The sequence below is a fragment of the Priestia sp. 53B2 genome (assembly GCF_056099005.1).
The window spans coordinates 219,078-245,227 of record NZ_JBLZXA010000027.1 but is presented as its reverse complement, the minus strand read 5'-3'; the positions used below and the strand labels follow the sequence as shown (position 1 = coordinate 245,227).

General features: G+C 37.8%; 26 protein-coding genes. 7 read left to right on the top strand and 19 right to left on the bottom strand.

Going from position 1 to position 26,150, the window contains the following annotated elements; all coding sequences use genetic code 11:
- Positions 1–31: 31 nt before the first annotated feature.
- Positions 32–1,360, bottom strand: a complete 1,329-nt coding sequence (locus ACN6NE_RS21710) for an NAD-dependent malic enzyme (protein ID WP_129708634.1) — start codon at positions 1,358–1,360, stop codon at positions 32–34.
- Positions 1,361–1,669: 309 nt separating this feature from the next.
- Here ACN6NE_RS21710 and ACN6NE_RS21705 point away from each other — a divergent pair, with 309 nt between their 5' ends.
- Entirely contained in the window at positions 1,670–2,248 is a 579-nt protein-coding gene (locus ACN6NE_RS21705; RefSeq protein WP_129708631.1) for an LOG family protein, read from the top strand.
- Between the two features lie 29 nt (positions 2,249–2,277).
- Here the strand turns inward: ACN6NE_RS21705 and ACN6NE_RS21700 are convergent, their stop codons facing one another.
- A complete protein-coding gene (locus tag ACN6NE_RS21700) occupies positions 2,278–3,489 on the bottom strand; it encodes a cytochrome P450 (protein ID WP_129708628.1) in 1,212 nt (403 codons plus the stop codon).
- A gap of 284 nt (positions 3,490–3,773) precedes the next feature.
- On the opposite strand from ACN6NE_RS21700, the gene ACN6NE_RS21695 reads away from it, so the two are divergent.
- Together ACN6NE_RS21695 and ACN6NE_RS21690 are read left to right on the top strand one after the other, a co-directional pair.
- Complete coding sequence (locus ACN6NE_RS21695) at positions 3,774–4,505, top strand: ZIP family metal transporter (RefSeq protein ID WP_474327190.1); 732 nt, start codon at positions 3,774–3,776, stop codon at positions 4,503–4,505.
- An 83-nt stretch (positions 4,506–4,588) separates the two neighbouring features.
- Complete coding sequence (locus ACN6NE_RS21690) at positions 4,589–5,134, top strand: DUF4825 domain-containing protein (RefSeq protein WP_474327188.1); 546 nt, start codon at positions 4,589–4,591, stop codon at positions 5,132–5,134.
- A 20-nt stretch (positions 5,135–5,154) separates the two neighbouring features.
- On the opposite strand, the gene ACN6NE_RS21685 is transcribed toward ACN6NE_RS21690, so the two are convergent.
- Positions 5,155–6,057 carry a GNAT family N-acetyltransferase gene (locus ACN6NE_RS21685; RefSeq protein WP_474327186.1) on the bottom strand — a complete coding sequence of 301 codons (903 nt, stop codon included), beginning with the start codon at positions 6,055–6,057 and terminating at the stop codon, positions 5,155–5,157.
- A gap of 153 nt (positions 6,058–6,210) precedes the next feature.
- Positions 6,211–8,070 (bottom strand): N-acetylmuramoyl-L-alanine amidase, encoded by a 1,860-nt coding sequence (locus ACN6NE_RS21680; protein WP_129708616.1) that lies wholly within the window; start codon positions 8,068–8,070, stop codon positions 6,211–6,213.
- Positions 8,071–8,542: 472 nt separating this feature from the next.
- Between ACN6NE_RS21680 and ACN6NE_RS21675 the strand changes: the two genes are divergently transcribed.
- A complete protein-coding gene (locus tag ACN6NE_RS21675; RefSeq protein ID WP_013056777.1) occupies positions 8,543–8,923 on the top strand; it encodes a plasmid mobilization protein in 381 nt (126 codons plus the stop codon).
- Between the two features lie 56 nt (positions 8,924–8,979).
- On the opposite strand, the gene ACN6NE_RS21670 is transcribed toward ACN6NE_RS21675, so the two are convergent.
- The 12 genes from ACN6NE_RS21670 to ACN6NE_RS21615 all read right to left on the bottom strand — a co-directional run bounded on the left by ACN6NE_RS21670 (position 8,980) and on the right by ACN6NE_RS21615 (position 17,768).
- Complete coding sequence (locus tag ACN6NE_RS21670; RefSeq protein WP_025752091.1) at positions 8,980–9,159, bottom strand: DUF8096 family protein; 180 nt, start codon at positions 9,157–9,159, stop codon at positions 8,980–8,982.
- Positions 9,160–9,258: 99 nt separating this feature from the next.
- Positions 9,259–10,257, bottom strand: a complete 999-nt coding sequence (locus tag ACN6NE_RS21665; RefSeq protein WP_129708613.1) for an N-acetylmuramoyl-L-alanine amidase family protein — start codon at positions 10,255–10,257, stop codon at positions 9,259–9,261.
- Between the two features lie 96 nt (positions 10,258–10,353).
- Complete coding sequence (locus tag ACN6NE_RS21660) at positions 10,354–10,857, bottom strand: hypothetical protein (RefSeq protein ID WP_240702664.1); 504 nt, start codon at positions 10,855–10,857, stop codon at positions 10,354–10,356.
- A gap of 168 nt (positions 10,858–11,025) precedes the next feature.
- Positions 11,026–12,348, bottom strand: coding sequence for an LLM class flavin-dependent oxidoreductase (locus ACN6NE_RS21655; protein WP_474327181.1), 1,323 nt, complete (start codon positions 12,346–12,348; stop codon positions 11,026–11,028).
- 1 nt (position 12,349) lies between these two features.
- A complete protein-coding gene (locus tag ACN6NE_RS21650; protein ID WP_474327179.1) occupies positions 12,350–13,072 on the bottom strand; it encodes a riboflavin kinase in 723 nt (240 codons plus the stop codon).
- 165 nt (positions 13,073–13,237) lie between these two features.
- Entirely contained in the window at positions 13,238–14,011 is a 774-nt protein-coding gene (locus ACN6NE_RS21645; protein ID WP_129708601.1) for an amino acid ABC transporter ATP-binding protein, read from the bottom strand.
- Positions 14,008–14,718 carry an amino acid ABC transporter permease gene (locus tag ACN6NE_RS21640; RefSeq protein ID WP_474327177.1) on the bottom strand — a complete coding sequence of 237 codons (711 nt, stop codon included), beginning with the start codon at positions 14,716–14,718 and terminating at the stop codon, positions 14,008–14,010. Before ACN6NE_RS21640 ends, ACN6NE_RS21645 begins: the two co-directional genes overlap by 4 nt.
- A gap of 27 nt (positions 14,719–14,745) precedes the next feature.
- Positions 14,746–15,444, bottom strand: coding sequence for an amino acid ABC transporter permease (locus ACN6NE_RS21635; RefSeq protein ID WP_013056769.1), 699 nt, complete (start codon positions 15,442–15,444; stop codon positions 14,746–14,748).
- Between the two features lie 74 nt (positions 15,445–15,518).
- On the bottom strand, positions 15,519–16,340 hold the full coding sequence (locus ACN6NE_RS21630) for an amino acid ABC transporter substrate-binding protein (RefSeq protein ID WP_029714094.1): 822 nt from the start codon (positions 16,338–16,340) through the stop codon (positions 15,519–15,521).
- A gap of 69 nt (positions 16,341–16,409) precedes the next feature.
- Entirely contained in the window at positions 16,410–16,676 is a 267-nt protein-coding gene (locus ACN6NE_RS21625) for a glutaredoxin family protein (RefSeq protein WP_129708598.1), read from the bottom strand.
- A 26-nt stretch (positions 16,677–16,702) separates the two neighbouring features.
- Positions 16,703–17,227 carry a GNAT family N-acetyltransferase gene (locus ACN6NE_RS21620; protein WP_129708595.1) on the bottom strand — a complete coding sequence of 175 codons (525 nt, stop codon included), beginning with the start codon at positions 17,225–17,227 and terminating at the stop codon, positions 16,703–16,705.
- A 10-nt stretch (positions 17,228–17,237) separates the two neighbouring features.
- Positions 17,238–17,768 carry a hypothetical protein gene (locus ACN6NE_RS21615; RefSeq protein ID WP_129708592.1) on the bottom strand — a complete coding sequence of 177 codons (531 nt, stop codon included), beginning with the start codon at positions 17,766–17,768 and terminating at the stop codon, positions 17,238–17,240.
- Between the two features lie 327 nt (positions 17,769–18,095).
- On the opposite strand from ACN6NE_RS21615, the gene ACN6NE_RS21610 reads away from it, so the two are divergent.
- Together ACN6NE_RS21610 and ACN6NE_RS21605 are read left to right on the top strand one after the other, a co-directional pair.
- The gene (locus tag ACN6NE_RS21610) at positions 18,096–19,121 is read left to right on the top strand and encodes an LLM class flavin-dependent oxidoreductase (RefSeq protein ID WP_129708589.1); all 1,026 of its coding nucleotides are present in this window, start codon (positions 18,096–18,098) and stop codon (positions 19,119–19,121) included.
- 399 nt (positions 19,122–19,520) lie between these two features.
- On the top strand, positions 19,521–20,342 hold the full coding sequence (locus ACN6NE_RS21605; RefSeq protein WP_474327172.1) for a Cof-type HAD-IIB family hydrolase: 822 nt from the start codon (positions 19,521–19,523) through the stop codon (positions 20,340–20,342).
- 47 nt (positions 20,343–20,389) lie between these two features.
- Here the strand turns inward: ACN6NE_RS21605 and ACN6NE_RS21600 are convergent, their stop codons facing one another.
- On the bottom strand, positions 20,390–21,733 hold the full coding sequence (locus tag ACN6NE_RS21600) for a 2-hydroxycarboxylate transporter family protein (protein WP_474327170.1): 1,344 nt from the start codon (positions 21,731–21,733) through the stop codon (positions 20,390–20,392).
- Positions 21,734–21,876: 143 nt separating this feature from the next.
- Entirely contained in the window at positions 21,877–23,586 is a 1,710-nt protein-coding gene (locus tag ACN6NE_RS21595; RefSeq protein WP_129708581.1) for an NAD-dependent malic enzyme, read from the bottom strand.
- A 498-nt stretch (positions 23,587–24,084) separates the two neighbouring features.
- Between ACN6NE_RS21595 and ACN6NE_RS21590 the strand changes: the two genes are divergently transcribed.
- Positions 24,085–24,489, top strand: coding sequence for a hypothetical protein (locus tag ACN6NE_RS21590; protein WP_129708578.1), 405 nt, complete (start codon positions 24,085–24,087; stop codon positions 24,487–24,489).
- 28 nt (positions 24,490–24,517) lie between these two features.
- On the opposite strand, the gene ACN6NE_RS21585 is transcribed toward ACN6NE_RS21590, so the two are convergent.
- The gene (locus ACN6NE_RS21585; protein WP_129708575.1) at positions 24,518–26,008 is read right to left on the bottom strand and encodes a peptide MFS transporter; all 1,491 of its coding nucleotides are present in this window, start codon (positions 26,006–26,008) and stop codon (positions 24,518–24,520) included.
- Positions 26,009–26,150: the final 142 nt, after the last annotated feature.

Below are 26,150 nucleotides of genomic sequence, written 5' to 3'. Positions count from 1 at the left end.
GCTGCCTATTTCGAGGCAGCCTTGTTTGTTATCAATAAACGCTGTCTTTCTCTCCGTGTACAACAGCCGCTCTTTCAACTGCTTCAGATACTGCTTCGTGTACAGCTAGATTAAGAGGATGAGGAACTAAATCGCCTGGACGCGTTGAATTTGCAATGGCTTCAGCTGCAGCTACAAGCATCGTATGCGTAATATCGCGCACCCCCGCATTTAACACTCCTCTGAAAATACCTGGGAAGCCAAGTACATTATTTACTGACCTTCCGTCAGTAGCGTAAATAGCTCCTGCTTCAAGAGCATCTTCAGGTTCAATTTCTGGCTTTGGATTAGAAAGTGCTAGAATGATTTGCCCTTTTCGGATCCATTCTTTTTGTATTAAGCCAGGTACACCTGTTGTCGCAATAACAATATCACAGTTCTCCATAAGCTCTTCTAATGAATCCGCTACTTTTCCACCGTAGCTGACTAAGCGCTCATTCGCTTCAGGAGACTTATCAGCTCCTATCACCTGTTTGACACCGTAAGCCATGAACATTCTGCAAGTAGCGATGCCGGCAGCTCCTAAGCCGATTTGTCCTACTTTTGCTTCTTTCAAATTCACACCTGTGCTGCGGCAAGCTGAGATAGCTGCCGCTAGTGTCACCACTGCTGTTCCGTGCTGATCATCATGCATAACTGGAATATCGAGCTCTTCTTTTAAACGTTCTTCAATTTCAAAGCAGTGAGGCGACCCTATATCTTCTAGTAAAATACCGCCAAATCCCGGTGAAATATTTTTAACCGTTTGAATGATTTCTTCCGGCTCATTTACATTCAACAAAATAGGGATAGCGTTTACATTGGCAAGTTGATCAAATAACGCAGCTTTTCCTTCCATAACAGGCATTCCTGCAACTGGACCAATATTCCCTAATCCTAGTATAGCGGTACCATCTGTTACAATCGCAACCGTGTTTCCAATGCTCGTATAAATTTTAGCTTTGTCGGGCTGTTCTTGAATAGCACGGCAAACGTTTGCTACACCTGGTGTATATACTCTTCTTAAGTCAGCGATCGACTCAATTTTCATCTTGCTTTTCATTTGAATTTTACCGCCTTCATGCGCATGAAGAACTTCATCTGATACTGTATGTAAAGTAATGCCTTCTAAACTGCGAACCGCTTCAAGCAATTCCTCAAGCTGGTCTTCACTTTCTACTTGAACCGTAATGCTTCTCATGGTGTAGTTATGTCCTACTTTAACGGTTTCAACCTCGCCAATGTCCCCTCCAACATTTCCGATAGCTGTTGCTACTCTTCCTAAGTTTCCCGGTACAGTCGGTGTTTGTACCATTAATGTGCGTATTAAATTGTTCAGCATATCCCCATATCCCCCTTGTCTTAATCCCGCAAGTACGTATGCTTCCTAAATGAAGCGTTTAAAACTGTCAAATTTCCTATAAGTTCATGTTATCTACTTATCTTACAAGTAGATCTATACGTACTGTCTTTTCCATTAAAAGAAAAGCAATAGATAACGCTTTCAAACAGACGTTTCGCTTTGATTATAAGCAAAGTTTTTAGAATAATCAAGCGATGACATTGTGAAAATTCATAAATTATTAAGAAGGAATTTGTTCTTCATAAACAGAAAAGACTTATATAGAGAAGAAACAAAGGAGTGAAGCAATTGAAATCAATTTGTGTGTTTGCAGGATCAAGCGCTGGAATAAAAACAGAATATAAAGAGGCAGCCGTCTCGCTAGGACGCTACATGGCCAAAAAAAACTACCGGCTGATTTACGGAGGCTCACGAATGGGCCTGATGGGAGAAGTCGCAAATGAAATGCTTCAGCATGGAGGCGAAGTCATCGGCATTATGCCCCGCGGTTTGTTTAGCGGTGAAATTGTTCATACCGCGCTGACAGAACTCATCGAAGTAGAGAGCATGCATGAGCGAAAAGCAACTATGCACGAGTTAGCTGATGGTTATATTGCGCTTCCTGGAGGTTTCGGGACATTTGAAGAGTTGTTTGAGGCTCTTTGCTGGGCTCAAATTGGTATACATAAAAAACCAGTAGGGTTATTAAATGTGAACGGCTACTACAACCCGCTTATGCAAATGGTTCAGCATGCCGTAGATGAAGGGTTTTCTACGGATTCTGCTATTCGTCTAATCAACATTTCTGATACTCCCGAGCAGCTTATCTCTTCAATGGACACCTACACGTCCCCTTCAGAGTACCAAAAATGGAACACTGAACGCTAAAAAGCAAGCGCATAATTTGCGCTCGCTTTTCAAGCGTTATTAAAAGCAATTTCATATTTTTTTACGCCAAAAACAAAAGGGCTGTCTATTGGCTTTAAAGACTGATTCTCAACTTTTAAAAACTCGCCTTTCTCTAGTAACTTAGTAAAAGCAATTTTCCCTTCCATTCTTGCTAGCGGTGCTCCTAAGCAAAAATGGATGCCGAATCCAAAGCTCACGTGAGGATTTGTTTTACGATGCACGACAAAAGTGTCAGGACGTTCAAACTTAGCTGAATCTCTATTTGCACTCGCTGCCCAGCTAATTACCTGCTGCCCTTTTTTAATCTTACACTCTCCAAGTTCTACATCTTCAGCAGCTATGCGTCCAATCGCTTGAATAGGAGGATAATAACGAAGCGTTTCTTCCACCAGGTTCGGCACTAGCGATATGTCTTGACGAACTTCATTCTGCACGTCTACGTCTTCTGTCATATACCGGACTCCGTTCGTAATTAAGTTTGTTGTTGTTTCATTGCCTGCTACTAGCAATAAAATACAAAAACCCAGTACTTCCTCTTCTGTTAAATGCTCGCCGTCGATTTCTGCTTCTAAAAGAAGCGAAATAAGATCTTCTTGTTTATTTTGCTGACGCCCCGCGATAATTTCTTTAAAATACCTTTGTAAAAAAATTACTCCTTCATTACGCTTTTGCATCATTTTCGCAAAAGCTTCGTCTGAATTATTTTCAGCACCGCTCACTAAGTCATCGGAGTATTTTTTAAACAGCGCTCGGTCTTGTATAGGTACTCCGAGCAGCTCTGCTATTACAATAATCGGCAGTGGTCCAGCAAAGTCTTCTACTATATCAAACTTTTTTTTGCTGCATACTTCATCTAATAAATAATCTGCAATCTCTTCAATATGACCCTCCAAGTGCTGAATAGCTCTTGGCGTAAAAGCTTTGTTTACTAAGTTTCGTAACTTTGTATGTTTTGGAGGGTCCATCATTAAAATACTTTCTTGGCGTTCTTCCATCGCTCGTTTGGATGAAAAAAGCGACGGGTTTTTTAAAATATACTTTACTGTTTCATAATCAAATACATCCCAGCAGTTTCGGCTTTCATCGTAACGAATAGGTGCCTCTTGACGCAGACTGTTATAAATATCAAATGGGTAAAGCTGCTGTTCAACTGATTTAATTTCTTGCATAGGAATCAAGTTAGCATAGCGATTTTCTCTTTTTACTGCTTTTGAATTCATCTCGTATTCCTTCTTTCGTTTAAAAGTGACCTCGTTAAGTTTTTTAATCTTCTACAGATCAAAGAATTTTTTCCATCTTTGTATCTTTTGGTCAGACTATCACAAGGTTTTTTCACTTTCAACGGACATAATCAGAAAATTTTGTCAATTATACAGAAGACTTATTTTATTCAGGGTCTAAATCAGTTATTATTTTCCATTTTTTTAGTTCATTTATCTTGTTTCATAATAATCTTAGAGATGGTTACACTACAAGTAAGTACGTAAGAAAGTAGGGATCTCATGTGATAGATGCCCTTATGTGGGGTGGTGTCTCAGGCTCAGCTGTATTAATTGGAGCTATTATAGCTATTTTTGTACCTTTAAAAAAACAGTTGACTGCTTATATTATGGCTTTTGGCACGGGCGTTTTGTTAGGAGCTGCTGCTTACGAGCTCATTCAAGATTCGGTAAAAGAAGCGGGAATTATTGCTTCTTCTTTAGGCTTCTTAACAGGCGCAACACTTTTTACTCTTCTTGACATCTCCTTAGCTAAAAAAGGCGCTCACAAAAGAAAACGTTCGGACCACCTTGTCCCCGCTAGCTCGGGACTAGCCATTTTTATTGGTACCATTATGTATGCTATACCTGAGTCACTGATGATTGGCGCAAGTTTGATTGAACAGCACCACGTCAGCTGGCTGCTTGTTGTTTCTATTTTTATCAGCAATATACCCGAAGGAATCTCCGGGACAAGCGGACTACTAAAAAGCCAATATAAGCAAAAGAAAATTTTTTCATTATGGCTTTCGGTCTTCTTTATATCAGCCCTTTGTTCTTGGATTGGATATCTATTTCTTCAAAATGCTACCCCAAACATGATGGGTTTTATTGCCTCATTCGCTGGGGGTGGAATTGTGTCAATGGTTGCTTCTACGATGTTGCCGGAAGCTTTTGAAGAAGGTGGCCCTGTTATTGGTTTTATTGCTTCATTAGGGTTATTAACTTCTATTATTTTGGATTATCTGTCTTTTTAGTGAATAAACTTATATTTTGTATGAAACAAAATATATAGGTCTTTCGTCTTTACAAGTAGATATAAACAAAAGGAGTTACCATTATGAAAAAAATATATGCTTCTCTTACACTTTGCACAGTGCTCACTTGCCTATCAGGGTGTGCTTATGCACCTCATAATAATCTGTCTGCCAAAAGAGTCTCTGCTTCTTCTATTCAACATACCTCTTCTTCAAAACATGAGGCTTCAGTAGAAGAAATTACAAATAAGCTTCCAGGACACGTTTATTTAAAAGGTATAGCCTTTCAAGATACGCAAAAACCTTGTTACTTAGCAATTAATTACGCTGCAATAAATAATCAGCATACGTTTGAAAAAAGCTGGACGTCTATGAAAACTAAACGCATACTTTTACATAACGCAACCATTTTACTTTCTGCCGTACAAAATGCTGACAGCGTTCACTTTACTATTAATACGACTGTTCCTCAGACAATCACCATTACTCGAAAAGAGTTAACAGACTTCTACGGAATAGATCTTCGGAATTATAATGACGTGAAACAAGTATGGAAAGAAAAATTCGAAGGACAGCAAGAAAAAATCGAGGAATTTTATGATGCACATCCAATTACGGAAATGCAGTAAAAGCGGCCCATGGCCGCTTTTTAAAGTTGTTTTTTCATAAACACCTGCTCAAGTTTGATTCCTTCATCTGTATATAAATCTTGAAAACCAAATGATTTTAACATTTTCACGAGTAAGCTATTTATTTTTTCAGGGACATTATATGTATTGTAAGCAATTGGTCCATACATATTAAAAATGGTTGCTAATAAAAAGCCTAGAACGTCCTCTGAATTTGAGATATGTTCCTTAACGCTTCCTTGATAAAAAGTAACGGAATTCACGATGCCTATGGAAGAAAAATTCTTTTGAAATAACAGATAGCCAACTTCTTCGTTTTTTTCATTCAACGCAATAAACGATTCTCCATCACGAATACACTCAAATTGATTTTTCCACGGAACGTCGTATGTATAAAAGGATAGGTTTCGAATATCTTTTGCAAGCCTTCGCTTTAACGAATATGTAAGCTGATTCTTCTTTTTAAGTAGAGAAGCGTGAAAACTACCTCTATGCTTTAGAAATAAAAGGGTATCTACAATCTCATATCCGTATTTCTGATAAAGGTGAATGGCTTTTTCATTCACTTCAAATGCTTCCAGACTGGCTTCCACTACTCCTTGCTGCTGGTATCTCTCAAGTGTAGCTTTTAGTAAGGCTTCTCCAATTCCCATTTTTCGGTAAGGTAAGGCTACGCTTGTACCTCCATTCCAAGCATGTTTTTTTCCCTTGACCTTTTTTATTCCATTTAACATAATTCCAGCTGGTGTATTATTATAAAAAGCCATAAAAGAATGGTCGACAGATAGCTGATCCGAACCAAATCTACAAGTGAATTGATCTAGTGACAGCTCAATCGGAAGATAATAATCTTCAAAACCCTTATTGAATGCTTGTAATGCATCAGAAAAAGAACACTGACTTAGAGGCTTAATTATAATCATGGGACATTCCTTCCTTTTGTAAAAAGATAATAAGCTAGAAAATCATTATGAGAAAACATCATCAATAACCTTCTGAATTTTTGTGGTTTTTTTAAAAAAAGAAAGAGACATACCGTTTACACCCTGTCTCTTCCTTTCTTTTAACAGTCTATTCTATTGTTTTTTAACCTCTACATCCGAAGCTTTCACAAACGCATAGCGGTGATTAAAATGAATTTGATAATATTCGTCTTTTCCAGCAATCATTTTGTGATCGTTTGGATATGTTGTAAAAGTTGGTGCATAGTAATAGTCACTCGTTACTTTTTCTACCCCCACGTACACCTGCTCTGGAGAAATTTTATATTGAAGTGGCACCATAGCTTTAACTGGTATATCAGAAGGATAGGCTGAAGCTTCCGGAAAAGCTCCTCCGTACACTTGAATGCTTTCTTTTCCTGGTTTTGGCGTTAATAATATGCCTGTACCTTTACTTGTATTTTTATTATGCGGATTATAAAACCACGCTTTTTGACCTCCGTACCAAATCGCTGTCCATTCTCCTTTTCTCTCAGCTACTGCATACGTTTGGCCAGTTACAGCTTTGCTTCCCCAGTCTAACGTTTGTTTCGTTCCCGGCCCTGAAGCTGCAGGCTCATTCAGTAGCGGTGAATCATTGCTGGGAGCTTGATGCAAATACACAAAGTTGGCCGGCTGCTTTGGTGCATCTGATACCTCCGGCTGATTGTTTTGAAAGACTGGATTAATCGTAACGGCTAGTTTGTTTGTGTGCTGGCGCTCAACAGGGCTTCCTACCAAATCCATATAGTGTCCCCAATCCCAAAACGGCCCGGGATCTGAATGCATACCTGATTGAGCCTTAGGAGACAAACCTGGCACCTCGTCATGACCAATAATGTGAGCTCGGTCTAATGGAATATTATATTCTTTGGCAAGGTGGCGTACGAGTCTTGCCGAAGAACGATACATTTCTTCTGTAAACCAAGTAGATCCTTCAAGGGCGAATCCTTCATGTTCAATTCCAATACTGTGCGTATTAAAATACCAGTTTCCTGCATGCCATGCTACGTCTTTGTTATTGATCATCTGTGCGATGTGACCATCACTTGAACGGATTACATAGTTTGCAGCTGCTCTATTAGGGTTAGCAAACAAATCAATCGTTCCATCATAACTTACTTCTGTATCATGAATAACAATATAGCGAACATCTGATTTTTGACGGTTTGCAATATCATAGTTTCCGTAATCTGAAGGACTTTCGCTATATTTCCCGTAAAATGCAGGGATGTATTCACATTTTAAAGATGCCGGACAATCCGCTTTATTCGTATTGGAATTTTCAGCACGAGGAATCGACATATCTATATTTTGAGGGGAAATTTTAAGATGCTGTCCGTCTGATGTTGTATGCTCTGCTCCTTTTTCCAACGTTTCATATACATCATCGGCAAATACTTGAGCGTTTTCTTCATCCTGAGAAGCACTGTAAGCGGCGACTGCATCGTACCATTTCTGATCAGTGGACGGTATGTTTCCATTTTTGTCTTTTGCGATAAAAGCTAGCACAGCAGCGCCACCGCGAATATTTTGCACAGGATCTTTTTTTAATCTTTCTTTATCTGAGTTAAGCAGCTTAGCAGCTAAGGAGAGCGTTTGCTGTTTGTCATATGCTGGTTTTGAAGGTGCAGCTCCGTTTCCTTTTCCATCTTCTAAAGAAGGGATGTCTGTTAAATGCATAAGGCCGTATCCCCCGGCTGCACTAGGTTTTCCGTTATGATTTTCCCAGCGCGACTTGTTGTAGGAAATTGCTTTTAAAAGCGAAGCTGGCACACCAAATTCGTTAGATGCTTGTGCAAATGCTAGCTCCAAAGAATCTGACTGATTCTCTGCAGCCAAAGCGACTACAGGCGCTTGTAGCGTATGAATAGATGTATAAGCTGTACACATAACCCCGGCCGCAAGCATGGCTCCCCCTATCTTATTTAATTTTAATCGTTTTTTTAGTTTCAAACGTATTCCTCCCCCGTAAAGTATGTAAATGAAGTCAATAAAGACATAATATGACTTTACCTCGTTCTCAACCATTTCGTCTTCTTTCTTTCTATTCCCTTGAGACAATAGTCTAGAAGATTCGACAGAGTTACTAGGAGGAAAGATGTGGTACGAGGAAAAAATCATAAAAATCATCCCTCTTCTTTAAAGCTGAGCTCTCAAAAATGGTTGAGTACAAAGGCGGTCCATTCATCCCTTTTGCTGCCTTTTTAATAAAGCAGCAATATTGTAGATAATGACATTCCTTCTATAATTCAACTATTACTAAACCAAATTTCTTAATTTACCAGTTTTTTAACAGACTGTACGTTCGACATTTTAGTAACTTTTCACCATAGTTAACCATGGAAAAGGTTGCTATTATTAAAGACAAGAGAATGTTTACATATGATTGAACGCAGCAAGAACTGCTCTTGAAAGGAGATACCTTATGAGAGGACACAGCATTCCAGCAATTAAGTTGAATGAAGAAGAAAAAGAAAAATTAGAGGAACTTATTGAACACTATAATTTAAAACGAACGTCTCTCATTCGAAAATTTATTATGGATGGAAAAGTTAAGCCTCCTTTAATCGGCAAAGAAGCAGGTGTGGAACTATTGGTTAACCTGCGAAAGATTGAGTCTGAACTAAGCCGGCTAAGCAATAATATGCATCAAATTGCAAAGTACTTACATAAACCAAAAGATAAGCAAAACCATTCACAGAATCTTGAAGAAATCCTATTAGAAATGATGAAAAAACAAAAACATGTACAAGAAGATGTAGAGACTATTTCAGAGCAGCTTAGCGATCATTTATACGTTAAATAGAGAAAAAACGCTCTTTTCATTTCAGAAAAGAGCGTTTTTTATAAAGAAGTAGGGATTTAAATGCTTTTTTTCATGCCGCACTTTGCGCATGTACGGATAAAAATAAAGTCTTTTACTAAGCTTTTAAATTTCACATGTCCACAGTTATCGCATCTGCCTGCCACTTTATCCGGAAACTCCTCATATACATATACTTTTGTTAAATCAATCGCTTCTTGTTGCTCTTCCATTTCCATCACACCTTTATGCATCTTTACGATTCAGCTCTTTATATTCTATCAAAAATAAGTAAAATTACTAGGGTGAAAGCTTCAAAAAACAAGCAGGTTTTTTCACTATTTTTTTATCCGTTCAGCTTTGTACCACCATTTTTCTCTATCTAAAAATGCTTTTACATTCAGTATTTTTTTATCGCGAAGGGTAATGATGGCTACCGCAGCTCCTTCTTTGGAAAAGGTTACGGCTGTTTCTAATTTCTCTTTTGTCACAAACACTTTTAATGTTTCCATATTCTCTTTTGTTAATTCCGCAGTTGTGATGGTTTCTCCTTCAATGATTGTATCTTTTTTTTCAATAAAATGTTGTCCATCAATCACCCAGGCTGCACGCGTTTCACCATAAACTTGAAAGAAGGTATTCTTTTTTAAATAACCTGTTCTCTCTGACATATTTGCATCCTTATACGTCTCTGTATCCTCGGTTGCTTTTATCCATAAAGGTTTATATAAAAAAGTAGGCTTTGGAAAACCTTCCTCGTCAGAATCTCTCACAGGATTTGTAGATTTAGGCTCCAAGTTTAAAAACTGCGCAATCCCTTTTGCATATGCCACCCCTATATCTTTTAGAAATTGAGGATTTTTTAAAAGCTTTGCATCATGTTCCGTATCAATAAACCCAATTTCAGTTAGTACAGACGGCATATATGAACGCCTTAACACACTATGATTAGCCAATTTCCTGCCTCGGTTAGAGTGATTGTATTTAGTGAGAACAAATTTCACATGATCGTGAATATCGTTTCGTAACACAATGGTTTGGTTATTTATATTTTTGCTATAAATAAAATCTTCATATCCCGTTTCGCCGCCTGAATTTATATGAATAGATAAGTATACATCAGCATCCCACGCATTGGCTTTGTTGACCCGTTCATTTAATGACAAAAACACATCGGTTGTACGCGTTGTACAAAGAGAAAATCCTTGATAGTGAGTAGAAAGAAAAGAGATGATATACTGTTGAACAGCTAACACTAAGTCTTTTTCATATAGCCCGCTGGCGACAGCCCCTAGATCTGCCCCTCCGTGACCTGCATCTAAATAAATTTTTTTCATATAACCTGTCTCCTCCTTATCCATAGCATATGCATGAATAAGCGAAGACGTTTGTTATACAAAACTACTTTTATGTATAAAGCTTTTTGCGATGGCTCATTTAGAAGTTTTTACAACTGATTTACCATAGCTGGTAACATCAAAATATGTATTTGATCCATCGTCTTCATTGATCACAACATCTAAGTCATGAAAATAACGATGAAGTTCTTTTAACAGTGCTTGATCTTTCGCCTGCTCTAGCTGTCCAGCGAGCTTCTCCATATGCTGAAAGTCTTTCTTTAAAACAGAATCTTTTACTTCAATCGTGCCAATCGTATTTTTAATGGCTGTAGCTTCTTCTTGTACGGCAGGCCAGTCTGGGTGCTCAATGGCACTCCACCCTGTCAGATCATTTAGTATGTCATGATGTTCAGCTATAAAATCTTTTGCCTGCTGATCGCTGCTTTCCAGCTTATCAACTTTTTGTTGATTCACTTTAATGGCACTTGCCTTTATACTTTGCTGTGATAAAAAAGGAATTTTTCCGTTTTGGTACAATATCCACCCTGTCGCTCCTCCCCCGACTAAAAGAACGGATAAAGATATCGAAATGATCATACGCTTCTTCTTACTTTTATGTCTTTTTTCCATTTGACTCCTTTCCGGGTATTCAAAACCCTTTAGGCCTTATGAACTGAAACGAATAACCTACAAAAAGAATTTTACCATATTTTTAATATTAAAAATATTAAAAAAGAGACTCCTTCGAGTCTCTTTGAATCCACTTCAATTAACTTTCACCTGTGTGTAGCGATTCTTAGGAACATTCAACTGCAAGTTACTTCTTAACGTACTCCCTTCGTATTCTGTACGATACAGGCCTCTTTCTTGCAGCATCGGTACAACATGTTCAACAAAGTCATCTAGGCCATGCGGAACGCTTGAATGAATAATAAAGCCGTCAGCTCCTTTTTCTTCGAACCACTGTTCCATCAAATTAGCAATATGCTCTGGCGTCCCAATAAATTGTGTTTTAGGTGTAGCAATTCGCAGCGCTGCTTCTCGCAGTGTCCACTTATATTTTCTGGCGTTTTCTTTAATTTTGTCGGTTGTACTGCGGAAACTATTACTTCCTATATCTCCTAAGTCAGGAAATGCATCATCTAATGGAAACTGTGAAAAATCAAAATGATCGAAAAAGCGTCCTAAGTAGTTTAGCGCATGTTCAATTGTCACCAATTGAGAAAGTTCTTCATATTTTCTTTCGGCTTCTTCGTTTGTACTACCAATTATAGGACCAATTCCCGGGAAAATTAAAAGTTCGTTTTCATTGCGTCCTTGCGCTTCAGCTCTTGATTTTACATCTTGGTAAAAAGCTTTTGCTTCTTCTAAATTGTCTTGTCCCGTAAACACTGCGTCAGCCGTTTTTGCTGCTAAATCTTTTCCGCTTTCAGAAGAGCCTGCTTGAAACACTACAGGCTGCCCCTGAGCTGAGCGCCCAATGTTTAACGGGCCTTCTACAGAGAAAAATTCGCCTTTGTGATGCAATCGGTGCAGCTTTTTCTCCTCAAAAAATTGTCCGGTTTCTTTATTTCGAATAAATGCATCATCTTCCCAAGAATCCCATAATCCCTTTGTTACTTCTAGAAACTCTTCAGCTATTCTATAGCGTTTGTCATGAGTGGGGTGCTCTTTTCCATAGTTAAGCGCAGATCCTTCTAATGGAGATGTTACAACATTCCATCCCGCTCGGCCGCTGCTAATATGATCAAGCGAAGCAAATTGTCTAGCCACCGTAAACGGCTCGCTATACGAAGTCGATAGAGTGCCGACTAAACCAATATGAGAAGTGACAGAAGCAAGTGCTGATAGAATAGTAAGAGGTTCAAAACGATTCAAAAAATGCGGAAGCGATTTTTCATTAATATATAACCCATCGGCAATGAACACTAAATCAAACTTTCCTTCTTCCGCTTTTTGAGCCTGCTGCTTGTAAAAACCGAAATTAACGCTGGCATCTGACAAAATTTCAGGATGTCTCCACGCCCCCATATTTCCTCCGACTCCATGAATAATAGCCCCTAGCTTTAATTGTCTTTGATTTGTCATATTACCATTCTCCTTTTTCATACCCATTCATAAATTCTCGTAATTGATTGGTTAAACCGCCTGCTCCAAAGCGAAGGACTCCTTCTTTTTCTGTCTTTCTTTCATTTCCTTCTTGTGCAAATTTCAAAAAAGCGATAACGTGAACTCTTCTAGGGTGAATATTTTCAATTCCTTCGTCATAAAACCATTGATCAATTGTATTGTAAATCCCTTTATTGACTCTGAATTGACTGTGGCACCAATTAAAAAACTGGAGATCAGGCAGATTTAAATATCTCGCTTGCCCTAGCTTGGAAGCTGTAGCATCACTAGATACATAGCCCATATGTTGAAATCTTTGCTTAGCTTGTAGCGTATCAGCTTTAATTTGATGCTTTAAAAACTCAATAGAAGGGAACTTTTTCTCTCCTCGCACCCGAAAGATTACGTCGCATTGAACTGTCTCTCCATAAATAACGTCGTTAAAATCCAAAATATGAACCTCAAATGTTTTAAATAGTTCCGATCCAAATGTCGGCTTAACCCCTACATTCATAACTCCTATATGTTCAAGTCCCCGCAGATGAACGAGGACACCATACACGCCATTTTTTAATTCCTCATGCTGAGTATCTATATTAGCTGTTGGAAACCCTAAGTGTCTTCCTTGCTGCCTTCCAGGTACAACCTGGCCTTTTATAATAAGTTTTTTGCTTGTTTTAGCTTTTAATGCTCCTCTATTCACTACGTTCACCCTTCTTCCCTTAAGTCTAGTAAAAAATAAAAGGTTCTTTGCACAATGTCACACATTGTGCAAAGAACCTCTAGTGATCTAGTCGGTTTGTTTTATTTGATGATTTCATCATATACTTATTATTCCTATGAGTCAAGTTGGTTTTTAATTAAAATATTAGATTGTTTTTTCATAAATATAAGAGTAAGGAGAATGCGTTGGGTTAATACGCTTGAAAAATTGCTTTGTTCGATCTTCTTTTGGGTTTAAAAATATGTCTTCAGGATGACCTTGTTCGACAATCTTTCCTCTGTCCATAAACACCACGTGATTAGAAACTTCACGGGCAAAACTCATTTCGTGCGTAACAATGATCATCGTAATTCCTTCTTCAGCAATTTTACGAATAACAGACAGTACTTCACCCACCAGTTCAGGGTCCAAAGCAGACGTCGGCTCATCAAATAAAATGACTTCAGGATTTAAAGCAAGCGCTCTAGCAATGCCCACTCGCTGCTGTTGACCTCCTGATAACTGACTTGGATAAGCATTTGCTTTTTCAGCAAGCCCAACTTTTTCAAGGACGTCTAAACTGCGTTGTTTCGCTTCTTCCTTTGGCAGCTTTTGAACAATAACTAGCCCCTCCATAATATTTTCAATAACGGTTTTGTGTTTGAACAAGTTGTATTGCTGAAAAACCATCGTTGTTTTTTGTCGAAGAGTTAAAATGTCTTTGCGGTTTGGCTTTTGGCACTGAACCGTAAATTCATCAATCGAAACTTCTCCTTCATCTGCTTTTTCTAAGAAATTAATGCAGCGTAAAAACGTAGTCTTTCCAGAACCACTCGGTCCTAAAATGGTCACAACGTCGCCTTTTTTAACAAGTAAATCAATACCGTCCAATACTGTATTATGACCAAATGTTTTTTTTATATTTGTTAGTGTAATCATACAACCCCTCCTCGATTATAAACAGTTAATTTTCGTTCAAGCAGCGCTGTTATTCCTTCTATTAACATCGTCAGCATCCAATAAATAAGAGCAGCAGCAATATAGGCTTCTAAAAACTTGAGATTATTCGAAGCTACGATATTAGCAGCACCGTTTAGCTCTTTTTGCGATACGATGAATGCGATAGAAGACGTATGCAAAAAGCCGATGAAAATATTACATAAATTCGGTAAAGACAAAGCAAACGCCTGTGGAAAAACAATTCGTTTCATCGATTGAAAACGATTCATTCCAATGGCATACGCAGCCTCAATTTGTCCTTTTTCTACAGCTAACAAACCAGAGCGAATAATCTCTGACATATAAGCTCCCGCTGTAAAAGACAAAGCGATTAATACAAATACGACAATAGGAATGCTGTTTGCATTGAAGCCCCATCCATAGTAACTCGATAGTTTATTAATAAATAGCGGGAACCCTAGGTAAATAACCATAATATGAAGAATAGCAGGCGTTCCTCGGAAAAATGATACGTATACATTGGCAATTGGCGTTATTATTTTCACTGAATTGATTCTCACAGCCGCAACAGCAATACCAATAAGCAACCCGCCTAGTAACGGACCGATGGTAATAAGGAGCGTTAAAGGTAATGCGTTTAAAATTTCTACAAATGCTGTCCATATAAACGGTACGTCAATAATCATGTTTACACCTCTTTTAGTAAGCTCGTTTTATACATGAACAGGCTGATCATGTTTTTGCAGCTTCTGTTCTGATTTCACAAAAAATTTCTCTAATATAATCGCCACAAAATAATAAATAATGGCAAGTGCGATATATACCTCCACTGCATGAGCCGTTGCAGCGATAATGGTATCTCCTCTTCCCATCATATCCATCACACCAATGGTAAAGGCTAAAGACGTATCTTTTAAGGACCCAATCACAAGATTTCCAAAGTTAGGAAAGGCTACAACGAGAGCTTGCGGCAGCACAATTCGAGTGAACGTTTGTTTTCCGGTCATTCCTATACTATAAGCTGCTTCAGTTTGCCCTTTATCTACACTATTAATGGCACCGCGCATCATTTCAGAAAAAGACGCCGCCGTGCTCAGTGAATACGTGATAATAACAAATACGAGCGGAGCCATTCTTGAAACGTCAATATGAATCAATTGTAAAAGGGCAGGTATCCCGTAAAAAACTAAAAATAATTGAATTAAAATAGGGGTTCCCCTCATAAAAGAAATATAAACTGCTGCTATTTGACTTAACACCGGTACTTTATAAATACGAGGCAGGGCAATAAACAATCCCAAGGTACTGCCAATCACAAGTGAAGCAATCAAAATCCAAATTGTAATATGCAAATAAGATAATAATTGAGGAATAGAGGTGAAAATCAGCTCTATATCAAATGCTTTTCCCATCTTTTTCTCTCCTTTGTTTCCCTCTACAGGTAGCGAAAGGACCCAAGTTCAAGGCTTGGGTCACAGTAAGTGCTTTAGTTATTTCCAGCTGCTTTTGTATAATCTTCTCCCAGCCATTTTTTACTTAATTTTGTCAATGTTCCGTCTTCTTTTATTTCTTTTAGCGCTTTATCAACATCTTTTTGTAAACCTGTTTCATTTTTGCGAAGCATAAAATATACTTTTGAATTTGAAATAGCAGGCCCTACAACTTTTTGCTCTGCGTCCGCTTGTTTATTGACAAAGTCAACTGCAAACGGCGTACTAATCGTGGCATCCGCACGCCCTGTTTTCAGCTGCGTTTTTGTATCATCAGATCCTTGGCCTGAATAGACGATATTAATTTTATTTCCATGTTCTTTGTTATACTTATCGATTAAGTTAGCAGAATTACTCGTTGCTCCTACAATTACCTTTTTACCGCTCAAATCTTTAATTGATTTAATAGACGTATTTTTTTCGTTTACAACTACATGTAGCGGAAAGATATTATAAGGCTCTTTATTAAAAAGGAACTTTTGTTTTCTCTCTTCATTTACTTCCATCTGATGGGCTACTAAATCAATTTTGTTCGATTCTAAGCTCAAAAGTAAATTAGAAAAATCCATTGTCTTAAATTCGAACTTATAGTTTGGAAGACGTTTGTCTATTTCTTTAACAAGCTCTACATCATAACCTGTTAGATTTCCTTTATCGTCAAGAAAGCAAATGTTCGGAAATTGCGTACCCGTTCCTACAATAATTTTTTGCACTTTGTCTTTGCTTGCGTTAGCCGCTGTTTCTTTATTTGATGTTCCGCAAGCGGCTAGTAATAAAAGAAGTGATAAAAAGATAGCTGTCAGCTGTAGTTTTTTCATGTGTTTTGTCCCTCACTATGTCTCAAAATAATTTATTGTTTTAATGAATTAATAAAATAGATGTTCCAGCTATTTAACAATTGGTGAATAGTCTTCAATCAATTTTTCTATTTGTTCATAATCTTTTTCAATTACTCCTTTAAACTGCCCCTCGTCTCCAATTTCAACGACCGGTACATGGCGAATACCGTATTTAATTTCAAGTAAATCCCGTAAATAATCTTTTCCTTCTACATCGATACTTTCATATTGATATCCTTTCTCATGAAAATATGTTTTTAGTTCCTCGCAATGATGACAACCTTTTCGATTCCATAATAAAATCTTTGCTGACATGGTTTTTCCTCTTTTCTTTTAAATTATTAATTCGCTTTTTGTAACTCCTTGTGTTTTTCTAACTCGTATCTTTCAGGATGTAAGATTTTTCTTAAGAATACACCTTTTCCTTCTTCTCCTTGATCGACTTCAAAAAAACGTTCATACCCTTTCCTTTCATACATAGGAATCAACCACGGATGTCGATCAGAAGTAGCCAATGTAACGGCAGGTTCCCCCAATTGATCCCGAATAATTGTTTCTTCAACCCATGTTAAGAGTTTAGAACCTACTCCTTTCTTTTTAACCAAAGGATCTACCGCAAACCACCATAAGAAAGGCCAGTTCGTTATTTCTTTATACGTTCTTGCTGTAATCGTAGCTACGATTTTTTCATCACTTTCCAGCACGTAGCAGCGGCTGTTTTGAATGTTTTCTTTTACAAGTTCAATCGTTGCCGTCGCGGCGGGAAACTTAATTCCTAGCGCTCGAATCGGCTCGTATGCTCGAAGTGTTAAATTCAACAGTTCTTCAGCATCTTCTACGGTTGCTAATCGAAATAATTCACTCATTTTCTTCACCTCATTTTATAAATGTTTGAAGAGATAGACCTGCTTTATAAATCAGCTCATCCACCCCTTCTTTTAAACGGTTTTTGGCATTCGCATTGTTGATGCCTGTAAAAGAGACGTATTCATGCAGCAGAAAAAGACTGCTGAGCCAATAAGGCCTACCTAAAAAAGACGCTAAAAGTTTTAAATCATACTTAGCTTTTAGTAAAGAATTCACATTTTTGCCAATAAGAATCGGCAGAAGTATTTTTTCATGCAATAAATCTTCTGGCAATATTTTTGTTAGCCGTTCAAAAGACTGTACGTATGTTTCATTTACTCCAGATAACAGAACGACAATACTTTTAGCTTGGTTCACTTTTGAAATAAATGCCTTTACTTCTTTCTGTGCTTCCTGCTTCAAAGCGTGTACATCATGATACAAAATAGTTTCTGCGTGCACTCCTTTTGAGGTTAAGCAAGCTTCTAGCTCATCTTTCACTGAGGCTATTTGTTGATAATTATGAGAGCTTCCGTTATATAAAATACATACATCGCTCACTTTCTTCCCCTCCTTTTTATAGCAAAAAGGCTCCTTGAGTTTCCTCAGGAGCCTTTGGTAGACCAATCAGCTTTAACTGTTTCTTTGATAAAACCGGAGAATGAAGTGAAGTGTCTTTGAAACATACTCACTTAATTCTTATTTATCCAAGTTGTTTTATCGGCTTTTCTGTTTGATGATTCAACTATATAGCCTCATAATGGCAAAGTCAACTTATTTTTCAAAAAATATTTTTCTTTAAAAAAACTCTTTTCATCTGGAAAATCCTTTGCTAAAATTAATCCCAATTATTCTTACCTTTTTTATCAACTTTAAGGAGTGTTTTCAGTGAAATTAAGTATTTTAGATCAAAGCCCACGTTATGAAGGTGAGCGTGCTGAAGATGCATTTCAGCATACTATACAATTAGCTCAGCTAGCGGAAGAACTTGGCTACCACCGCTTTTGGGTAGCGGAGCATCACGATTCTGAACATGTTGTAGGATCATCACCTGAAGTGTTAATTTCTCACCTGCTCGCTAAAACTCATCATATCCGTATCGGTTCAGGGGGTGTTATGCTTCAGCACTACAGCCCTTATAAAGTAGCAGAAAATTTTAATGTTTTAGCCTCATTATCTCCAAATCGCATCGATCTTGGAATCGGTAGAGCACCAGGAGGACTACCTCATTCTACTCAAGCCTTGCAACAAAACTCTCAGCCTACTAAGTCCTTAACAGACAAACTGATAGAACTTAAACAATACCTAAACGATACGCTGCCGGAAGATCACCTGCTTTACGGTTTAAAAGCCTATCCAAGGCCGGAAAAACCAGCCGATATGTTTTTACTGGGAGCAAGTGCTTCAAGCGCAGAGCTTGCAGCTTCATTAAACCTTCCTTATGTATTTGCTCAATTCATTAATGGGGAGCAAAAGGTGCTAGAAGAAGCGGTTTCTGTCTATAATCAGCACGTTTCATCTCGCGCACGCTCGCTTGTCGTTGCGCTTTCCGTCATCGTAGCAGATACCGTAGAAGAAGCAAAAGCATTAGCATCCAGCACAAAAATATTTAAAGTATACTTACAAAATGGTAAGTCCGCTACATTAGGCTCCAAAGAAAAAGCAGAAGAATTTGGTCAGCAGTCCAAAGAAAGCTATCGAATTGAAGAAAAAGAAGCAAACATTATATACGGCACAAAAGAAACCGTTCGTCAAAAGCTTCAAGCTTTGAAACAGGCGTTTTGTATTGATGAATTTATTATTCTTACTGCTCTTCAAGACTTCGAACAAAAAAAGCGGTCTTATACGCTCTTAAAACAAGCATTCAGTGAAGGAGATGTACAGAAAACTAATCAGACTCTAGCTGCTTACTAATCCAGAAGCTGAGACAAAAGTATTTTAGCAGAAGTAAAACACGAACTAAGAATCAAAATTATCGATTATTAGTTCGTGTCTTTTCGTTAGTAAGATGAACGTAGCTTTCATGTGTTTAGTTGCTTCTGGCTGGTGATTGGAGGGCAAATCGAAGTCTTGCACGGAAATCAACAGCGGTGTAACAAGTCATCCATACTGGATCATTTATCCCATTGGTTCGTTTATAGATTCGAGTGATTTAGTTATGTCTCAATTTCTTTGTTTTATCTACTTACCAGCAGTTCAAAGAAAGTATACGCATACCTCTCATTTTTTCAAAAAATCATTAAATTGAATCAAACGTTTTTTTATAGTACCATATGAAGATATGAGTCTAGTAGAAGAAGGGAATTTAAAAATATGCCTTACAAAATGATTGTTTTAGATTTGGATGATACACTATTATGCGATGATCACACTATTTCTCCGCGCACAAAAGAAGCATTAATGAAGGCGCAAGAATCGGGAGTGAAAGTTGTACTTGCTTCTGGACGACCAACTTACGGAATGGTTCACATTGCGAAAGAGCTAGAATTAGAAAAGTACGGAAGCTTTATTTTATCGTTTAATGGGGCAAAAATCATTAATTGCCTAACAAATGAAGAGCTATTTAGCAGCACATTATCTCCGAGAACCGTTGCACGTCTCAACGATATTAGCCGCGAAGAAGGCGTTTTAATTCATACGTACGTTGGAGATGAAATTATAACCGAAGTAGAAAATAAATTTACGGATATTGAAAGTGACATTACAGGTCTGCCGATCCGTGTTGTTTCATCTTTTACTGATGCCGTTACAGAACCCGTTGTAAAAGTACTCATGCTTGCAGAACCGGAAATGCTGGTTCACGTTGAAAAGAAACTTCAAAAGCAGCTTCAAGGAGAGCTAAGCGTAATGCGCTCTAAACCATACTTCCTTGAGTTTACAGAAGAAGGTGTCACAAAAGGGACAAGTCTCCACTTATTGATTCAGCAGCTTGGCATTACACGCGATGAAGTGATTGCCATTGGCGACAGTTATAATGATCTTGCCATGATTGAATTCGCTGGACTTGGCGTAGCAATGGGAAATGCTCCTGAAGATATTAAAGAAAAAGCCAACCACGTAACAGATACAAACATGAACGACGGTGTGGCAAAAGTTGTGGAAGAATTTATCTTAAAACCTGTTAGCGTTTCATAAGACAAAAAAGCAGCTCGTCCGAACCGAGCTGCTTTTTTGTTTTGATTTTATACTCCTAAAAGTTTCATAAGAAGCGTAGCTAAAATAACAGTGGAAGCGCCTCCAAGTCTTGTTGCTACTTGAGCAAATGGCATAAGTGACATACGGTTGGAAGCTGATAAAATCGCTACGTCTCCCGTACCTCCTAAACCGCTGTGACAGCCGGTTACAATTGCAGCATCCACTGGATGCATTTTCATCATTTTACCTACAAAATAACCCGTTGCTACCATAGCAATAACAACTGCTGCACATACGACTACATAACCTGGTGTAACAATTTTCACTACATCTTCAAGAGGAATATACAAAATTCCTAGCCCCACCATTAACGGCCATGTTAAGCTCGTAGAAATGAATTTGTACATATGGTAAGCACCTTGCTCCATCTTAGCAGGCATTACTTGTAAACATTTGACTAGCGTTGCCGCTACGATCATTAAAACTGGACCTGGAATTCCTAAAAACTTATGTGCTAAGCCTCCGAAAATAAAGAAACTACATGCAATTAAAAGACCTGCGCCCATTAACGAAAAATCTACTGGTTTCTTGATATTTGTATCTTCTGAGATGCCATCTCCGCCTTTTGTCTTCACAAGAACTCCATTACCTGTTAATTCTGGCTTTTTCTCTCCTAGACGTTTCATTAAGCCAGCACATATGATAGCAACGATGTTTCCGATAACAGCAGCTGGAATCATTTGCGACACAAAAGATTCTGCTGAACTACCTAAAATTTGAGAATAAGCAAGTGAGAGCGGTAAAATACCTTCACCAATCCCTCCTCCAATAATTGGTACAACAATATAGAAAAATGTATGTTTTGCTCCGTAGCCAAATAACATCCCAACAGCTACGCCTGCAGCTACAGCGGCTAGCGTACCTAATACAAGCGGTACAAACATACGTGTAAATCCTTGAATTAAAACTTTGCGATTCATACCAAGAATACTTCCGGCTACTAAACAAGAAATATAAAGGTATAAAAAGTTTGATGTTTTCATCAAAGTTGTTACCGCTTCCATAGACGCGGGATTTAAAACATTATAAAAAACTAATACGGAAGGTACAAGCAGTGATAAAATAGCTGGTCCGCCAATATCTTTTAAAATCGGAATTTTTAATCCTAAATCACCAAGCAGCATTCCCATTACCATAATAATCGCAAATCCGCCAATCATATCTGGAGGAAGCTCGTTGTAAACGGCCGCGCCATATACAATTAATGCAAGTAAAACATATAGTGGCAGAGGAATAACACCTATTTTAATATTGTTGATGCGGTTCCAAAACCCTTTATTTTTAGGCTGTGAATCTTGAGTAAACGTTTCCAATTTACGTGCTGTATTCATCTCATAACCCCCTGTGGTTCTAATATAGAGAATCATACACAAGTTTCAAAAAACTATATACGTTATGTAACTTAAGAATTCTTTTTGTAACTAAAAAAAGCACAGCTCCTTTTTTCAGAAGCTGTGCCTTTTCTACCTAAAAATTAAGCATTTACTGTTTCTAAAGCTTTGATTTCTTTGTATGTTGGTTCCCACATTGCTGCTTTTACTGCTGCTTTAACATCTGCTGGAACTTCTTTTGCAACGCCATCTTTAATCGCTGCGTTAGCAACCGCTAAAGCAACGTTATATGATACTTCACGTAATTCTTCTACGCGTGGTAGTAATGAAGCACCCGGCTTGCTGCTGTCTACCATTTGAGCTACAGCGTGTGCACATGCTGCGAACATGCTGTCTGTAATAACTTCTGCTTTTACCACGATTGATCCAAGACCAAGACCTGGGAAAACAAAAGCATTATTAGATTGACCAATTTCATATTCCACACCATCGTAGTTAACTGGTTCAAACGGACTTCCAGTCGCTACAAGCGCTTTTCCTTCTGTCCAATTTAATAGGTTTTCAGGAGTAGCTTCCGCAAGCGGAGTTGGATTTGACATTGGTAAAATAGCTGGGCGTTCTACATGCTTCGCCATTTCTTTTACGATTTCTTCTGAGAATGCGCCTGCTACACCAGACGTACCAATTAAGATTGTCGGCTTAATTTGTCTGACAACTTCTAAAAGAGAAATTTTGTCTTCTTCACGGTTCCAGTCCTTCACTTCTTTTGCTTTTCGTGCATAAGGCGTTTGGAAACCTAATAAGTCGTCCATGTCATCTGTTAAAAGGCCTCGGAAATCAACTGCCCAGAAGTTTTTGTATGCTTCTTCTTCTGTAATCCCGTCTAATACCATTGCGTCACGAACTTGATCTGCAATACCGATACCTGCTGTACCCGGTCCAAAGATTAAAACGCGGTGGTCACGAAGTGGCATTTTAGACACTTGAACTGCTGAGAAAATAGCGGCAAGCGTTACAGCACCTGTTCCTTGGATATCATCATTAAACGTTAGAATTTCTTTTCCGTACTTGTTAATAATGTTACGAGCATTTACATTACCGAAATCTTCCCAGTGTAACAGTGCATTAGGGAATATTTCAAGAGATTTTGAAATGAATTGATCTACGAAATGATCATAGCGCTCACCGCGGATACGTTCATGACGGTTTCCGATATATAAAGGATCATTTAATAATTTTTCATTGTTTGTTCCTACATCAAGAACAACTGGAAGTACTCTGCTTGGATCGATTCCTGCTGCAGCTGTGTATACGGCTAATTTACCGATAGCAATATTAATACCGCCAACGCCCCAGTCACCAATTCCTAAAATACTTTCTGAATCTGTAATAACCATTAAATCAATGTCTTCACTATTTGCATCGATATTTTTAAGAGCTTCTTCAATGCCTTCTACATTATCGATTGACAAGTATACGCCACCCGGACGGCGATATTCATGGCTGTATTCTTGGATTGCTTGTCCAACTGTTGGTGTATAAACAACTGGAAGCATTTCTTTTAAGTGATCTTGCAATAAACGATAGAATAATACAGCATTACGGTTCTGTAAATCGTTTAAATACACATTCTTACCAAGGTTATCTGCCTGAGCTAAAAATTGCTCATATGCACGTTTTGCCTGCTCATCTAAAGTTAAAGTCATTGGAGGAAGTAAACCTTCTAATCCTAACGTTTTACGCTCTTCTTTTGTAAAAGCTACTCCTTTGTTTAACATTGGAGCTCCTAAAATTTCTTTCCCACGTAAAGTCGTTTCAATTGTTTCATTATCTGCAAAAAATACGTTGCGCATACGACTATCTTCCTTTCTGTAGACTTGTATGACAAGCATACAAGTTGGTTAGATTTAAGTAACTAATACCTTATATGGATATTACTCATATTATTCAAATGTCCGTTAACTTTTTATGAATAGCTTGCTAATTCATTTGACAATAGTATATTTTATGCCTATCTATTTCTGCTGTCAACTATTTTAGTAGAGCAATTTTTTAGTTATAAAGAGGTAGAAATTTCTGAATTTAAAATCTTTTATCAATTTTCTTTTTATATAGGTACTAAGAAACCTCTTTATTCTATTCATCTCTTTTTGAAAGTCAAAATAATCCTTTAATATGGAAAAAATGTTTAATTATAAAAAATTTATTTTGAAATAATTTTAGTTTACCTATAAAAGAATATTTTTTATTTTTTTGTCTATGCTGATTAGTAAATTACTATGAATATTTTTTCCTTTCTCTCTATACATATAAACTACATAGTTCTTTTTTATAATAATGGAGGTTATTGTATGTTAAAACCAGATACAGCTATTATTTTTGGATTTCTTATCGAAGAAGCGGCCAGTCGATTAGACGATCAAGAGATTAAAGAAATTGCGGCTAAAGAGCTAGAAAATGGAGAATTGGTATTTGAAGAAGCCAGTTATTTTTATAAACGTTTTTTTATCCCTGCTTCCTCTGAATTAAGACAAGCTCTTCGCCGAGAGGTCTTATCGCTTCATTTAACATTAAATCAAATCAAAAATGCTCATGGCAACGGATCCGTGTCTAAGATTGCTCATATGCATCAAATTATTGCAGAAACTGAAAAATCAACAAACGAACTGAACAGACTTTTAAATCTTGCGTTTTACGAAGGTGAAGACGATCAGACCTACGCCTCCTTCATGAATATTTTTTCAAATAAATCATAAAAGAAACCGCCCTTAAGGACGGTTTCTTTTATTGAACACCTTTCATTAAACGCTGAATTTTTGGCGAAATCATTAGTACAATTACACCTAAAATGACCGAAACTCCGCCCAATGCAGCGAAATAAACAACTTGCGAAATGTTTTCATAATATTGAACAAGCTGAGCATTGATTGCCTGTGCCGCTGCGCTTGTTAAGAACCATAAACTCATCGTCTGAGCAGAAAACGCTGCAGGTGCTAGTTTTGTTGTAGTTGATAGCCCTACCGGTGATAAACAAAGCTCTCCAACTACAACTAAGAAGAAGCTTAGCACTAGCCATAGCGGGCTCGCTAACGTTTCATTTCCATGAATGCTAGCCGGGATAACCATGACAAGGAAAGAAAGCCCTGCAAATAAAAGTCCTAATGAAAACTTCTTTGGTGTAGAAGGCTGTCTGTTTCCTAATTTCACCCAAACCGCTGCAAAAACTGGCGCAAATATAATAATGAATAGCGGATTTAACGATTGGAACCAGCCAACTGGAATTTTAAAACCACCATACGTTAGCTGCGTATGATCTTTTGCATACGTTGCTAAAATTGTTGATCCCTGCTCTTGAATTGCCCAGAACATTACTCCAGAGATAAAAAGAGGAATGTACGCTAATACGCGTGAACGCTCATCAGCTGTTGTCTTGGGGCTCTTATACATAACAACAAAGTAAATAATTGGAATAACAATCGCTAAAATACTTACAAATAAAATAACGCCTTCAACAGTTAAAATGCCCGCTAAAGAAGTCAGTACAATAAAGATTGCCAGTACAACTACAACAAGTGCAATGGTACCAAAAACTTTTTTGCGTTCTTCTGGTTTTAAAGGGTTTGGAACTTGTCTGCCTGCACGACCTAGGTTTTTGCCTCGTGTAGCCATAAATACGATTAGACCTAAAAGCATTCCTACTGCTGCGATTCCAAAACCTAAGTGGTAGTTATATTTTTCACCTACTGTTGAAACAACTAGCGGCGCGATAAATGCTCCTGCATTTACACCCATATAGAAGATACTAAATCCAGCATCTCGACGGTTGTCTGTCGGGCTATACATATCGCCCACAACGCTTGAAACGTTTGGTTTTAATAAACCTGTTCCAATGATAATCAAGAACATTGAAATAAACAGCGCGGTTACACCTGCTGGCAACGCAAGCACTAAATGCCCCAGCATAATAAATATACCACCGTAAAACACCGTATTAGACGTACCTAAAATGCGGTCTGCAATCCAACCGCCAATAATTCCAGACATATAAACAAGGGAACCATAAATAGAAAAGATCGCTAAAGCGGTTCCTTGTTCCATTCCTAATCCACCGTTTGCAATTGTATCGTACATGTACAATACAAGTAGCGCACGCATTCCATAGTATGAGAAACGCTCCCAGAATTCTGTAAAGAACAAGGTAAATAACCCTTTAGGATGTCCGAAGAATCCTTTTTGAGGAACTGTTTCATACACTTTTTCTCTCTCTACCGACATATTCCTTAACCTCTCTTTCAACCGTAAACCACCATAGACAAAACTGTCGAAAAATTATGATGATATAAAAAAATAGAAACAAGAAAATTTTATTCTTATAAAATGATTCTGTCAATATCAGAATTTTACAATGAGTGCATAA

What these genes read in the sequence shown, in the direction of transcription:
- ACN6NE_RS21645 (WP_129708601.1), bottom strand. Translation starts at nt 14,011, where the DNA reads ATGATTACACTAACAAATATAAAAAAAACATTTGGTCATAATACAGTA.
- ACN6NE_RS21675 (WP_013056777.1), top strand. Translation starts at nt 8,543, where the DNA reads ATGAGAGGACACAGCATTCCAGCAATTAAGTTGAATGAAGAAGAAAAA.
- ACN6NE_RS21635 (WP_013056769.1), bottom strand. Translation starts at nt 15,444, where the DNA reads ATGGGAAAAGCATTTGATATAGAGCTGATTTTCACCTCTATTCCTCAA.
- ACN6NE_RS21690 (WP_474327188.1), top strand. Translation starts at nt 4,589, where the DNA reads ATGAAAAAAATATATGCTTCTCTTACACTTTGCACAGTGCTCACTTGC.
- ACN6NE_RS21710 (WP_129708634.1), bottom strand. Translation starts at nt 1,360, where the DNA reads ATGCTGAACAATTTAATACGCACATTAATGGTACAAACACCGACTGTA.
- ACN6NE_RS21590 (WP_129708578.1), top strand. Translation starts at nt 24,085, where the DNA reads ATGTTAAAACCAGATACAGCTATTATTTTTGGATTTCTTATCGAAGAA.
- ACN6NE_RS21660 (WP_240702664.1), bottom strand. Translation starts at nt 10,857, where the DNA reads ATGATCATTTCGATATCTTTATCCGTTCTTTTAGTCGGGGGAGGAGCG.
- ACN6NE_RS21685 (WP_474327186.1), bottom strand. Translation starts at nt 6,057, where the DNA reads ATGATTATAATTAAGCCTCTAAGTCAGTGTTCTTTTTCTGATGCATTA.
- ACN6NE_RS21630 (WP_029714094.1), bottom strand. Translation starts at nt 16,340, where the DNA reads ATGAAAAAACTACAGCTGACAGCTATCTTTTTATCACTTCTTTTATTA.
- ACN6NE_RS21595 (WP_129708581.1), bottom strand. Translation starts at nt 23,586, where the DNA reads ATGCGCAACGTATTTTTTGCAGATAATGAAACAATTGAAACGACTTTA.
- ACN6NE_RS21665 (WP_129708613.1), bottom strand. Translation starts at nt 10,257, where the DNA reads ATGAAAAAAATTTATTTAGATGCAGGTCACGGAGGGGCAGATCTAGGG.
- ACN6NE_RS21620 (WP_129708595.1), bottom strand. Translation starts at nt 17,227, where the DNA reads ATGAGTGAATTATTTCGATTAGCAACCGTAGAAGATGCTGAAGAACTG.
- ACN6NE_RS21600 (WP_474327170.1), bottom strand. Translation starts at nt 21,733, where the DNA reads ATGAATACAGCACGTAAATTGGAAACGTTTACTCAAGATTCACAGCCT.
- ACN6NE_RS21640 (WP_474327177.1), bottom strand. Translation starts at nt 14,718, where the DNA reads ATGATTATTGACGTACCGTTTATATGGACAGCATTTGTAGAAATTTTA.
- ACN6NE_RS21625 (WP_129708598.1), bottom strand. Translation starts at nt 16,676, where the DNA reads ATGTCAGCAAAGATTTTATTATGGAATCGAAAAGGTTGTCATCATTGC.
- ACN6NE_RS21655 (WP_474327181.1), bottom strand. Translation starts at nt 12,348, where the DNA reads ATGACAAATCAAAGACAATTAAAGCTAGGGGCTATTATTCATGGAGTC.
- ACN6NE_RS21700 (WP_129708628.1), bottom strand. Translation starts at nt 3,489, where the DNA reads ATGAATTCAAAAGCAGTAAAAAGAGAAAATCGCTATGCTAACTTGATT.
- ACN6NE_RS21605 (WP_474327172.1), top strand. Translation starts at nt 19,521, where the DNA reads ATGCCTTACAAAATGATTGTTTTAGATTTGGATGATACACTATTATGC.
- ACN6NE_RS21670 (WP_025752091.1), bottom strand. Translation starts at nt 9,159, where the DNA reads ATGGAAATGGAAGAGCAACAAGAAGCGATTGATTTAACAAAAGTATAT.
- ACN6NE_RS21585 (WP_129708575.1), bottom strand. Translation starts at nt 26,008, where the DNA reads ATGTCGGTAGAGAGAGAAAAAGTGTATGAAACAGTTCCTCAAAAAGGA.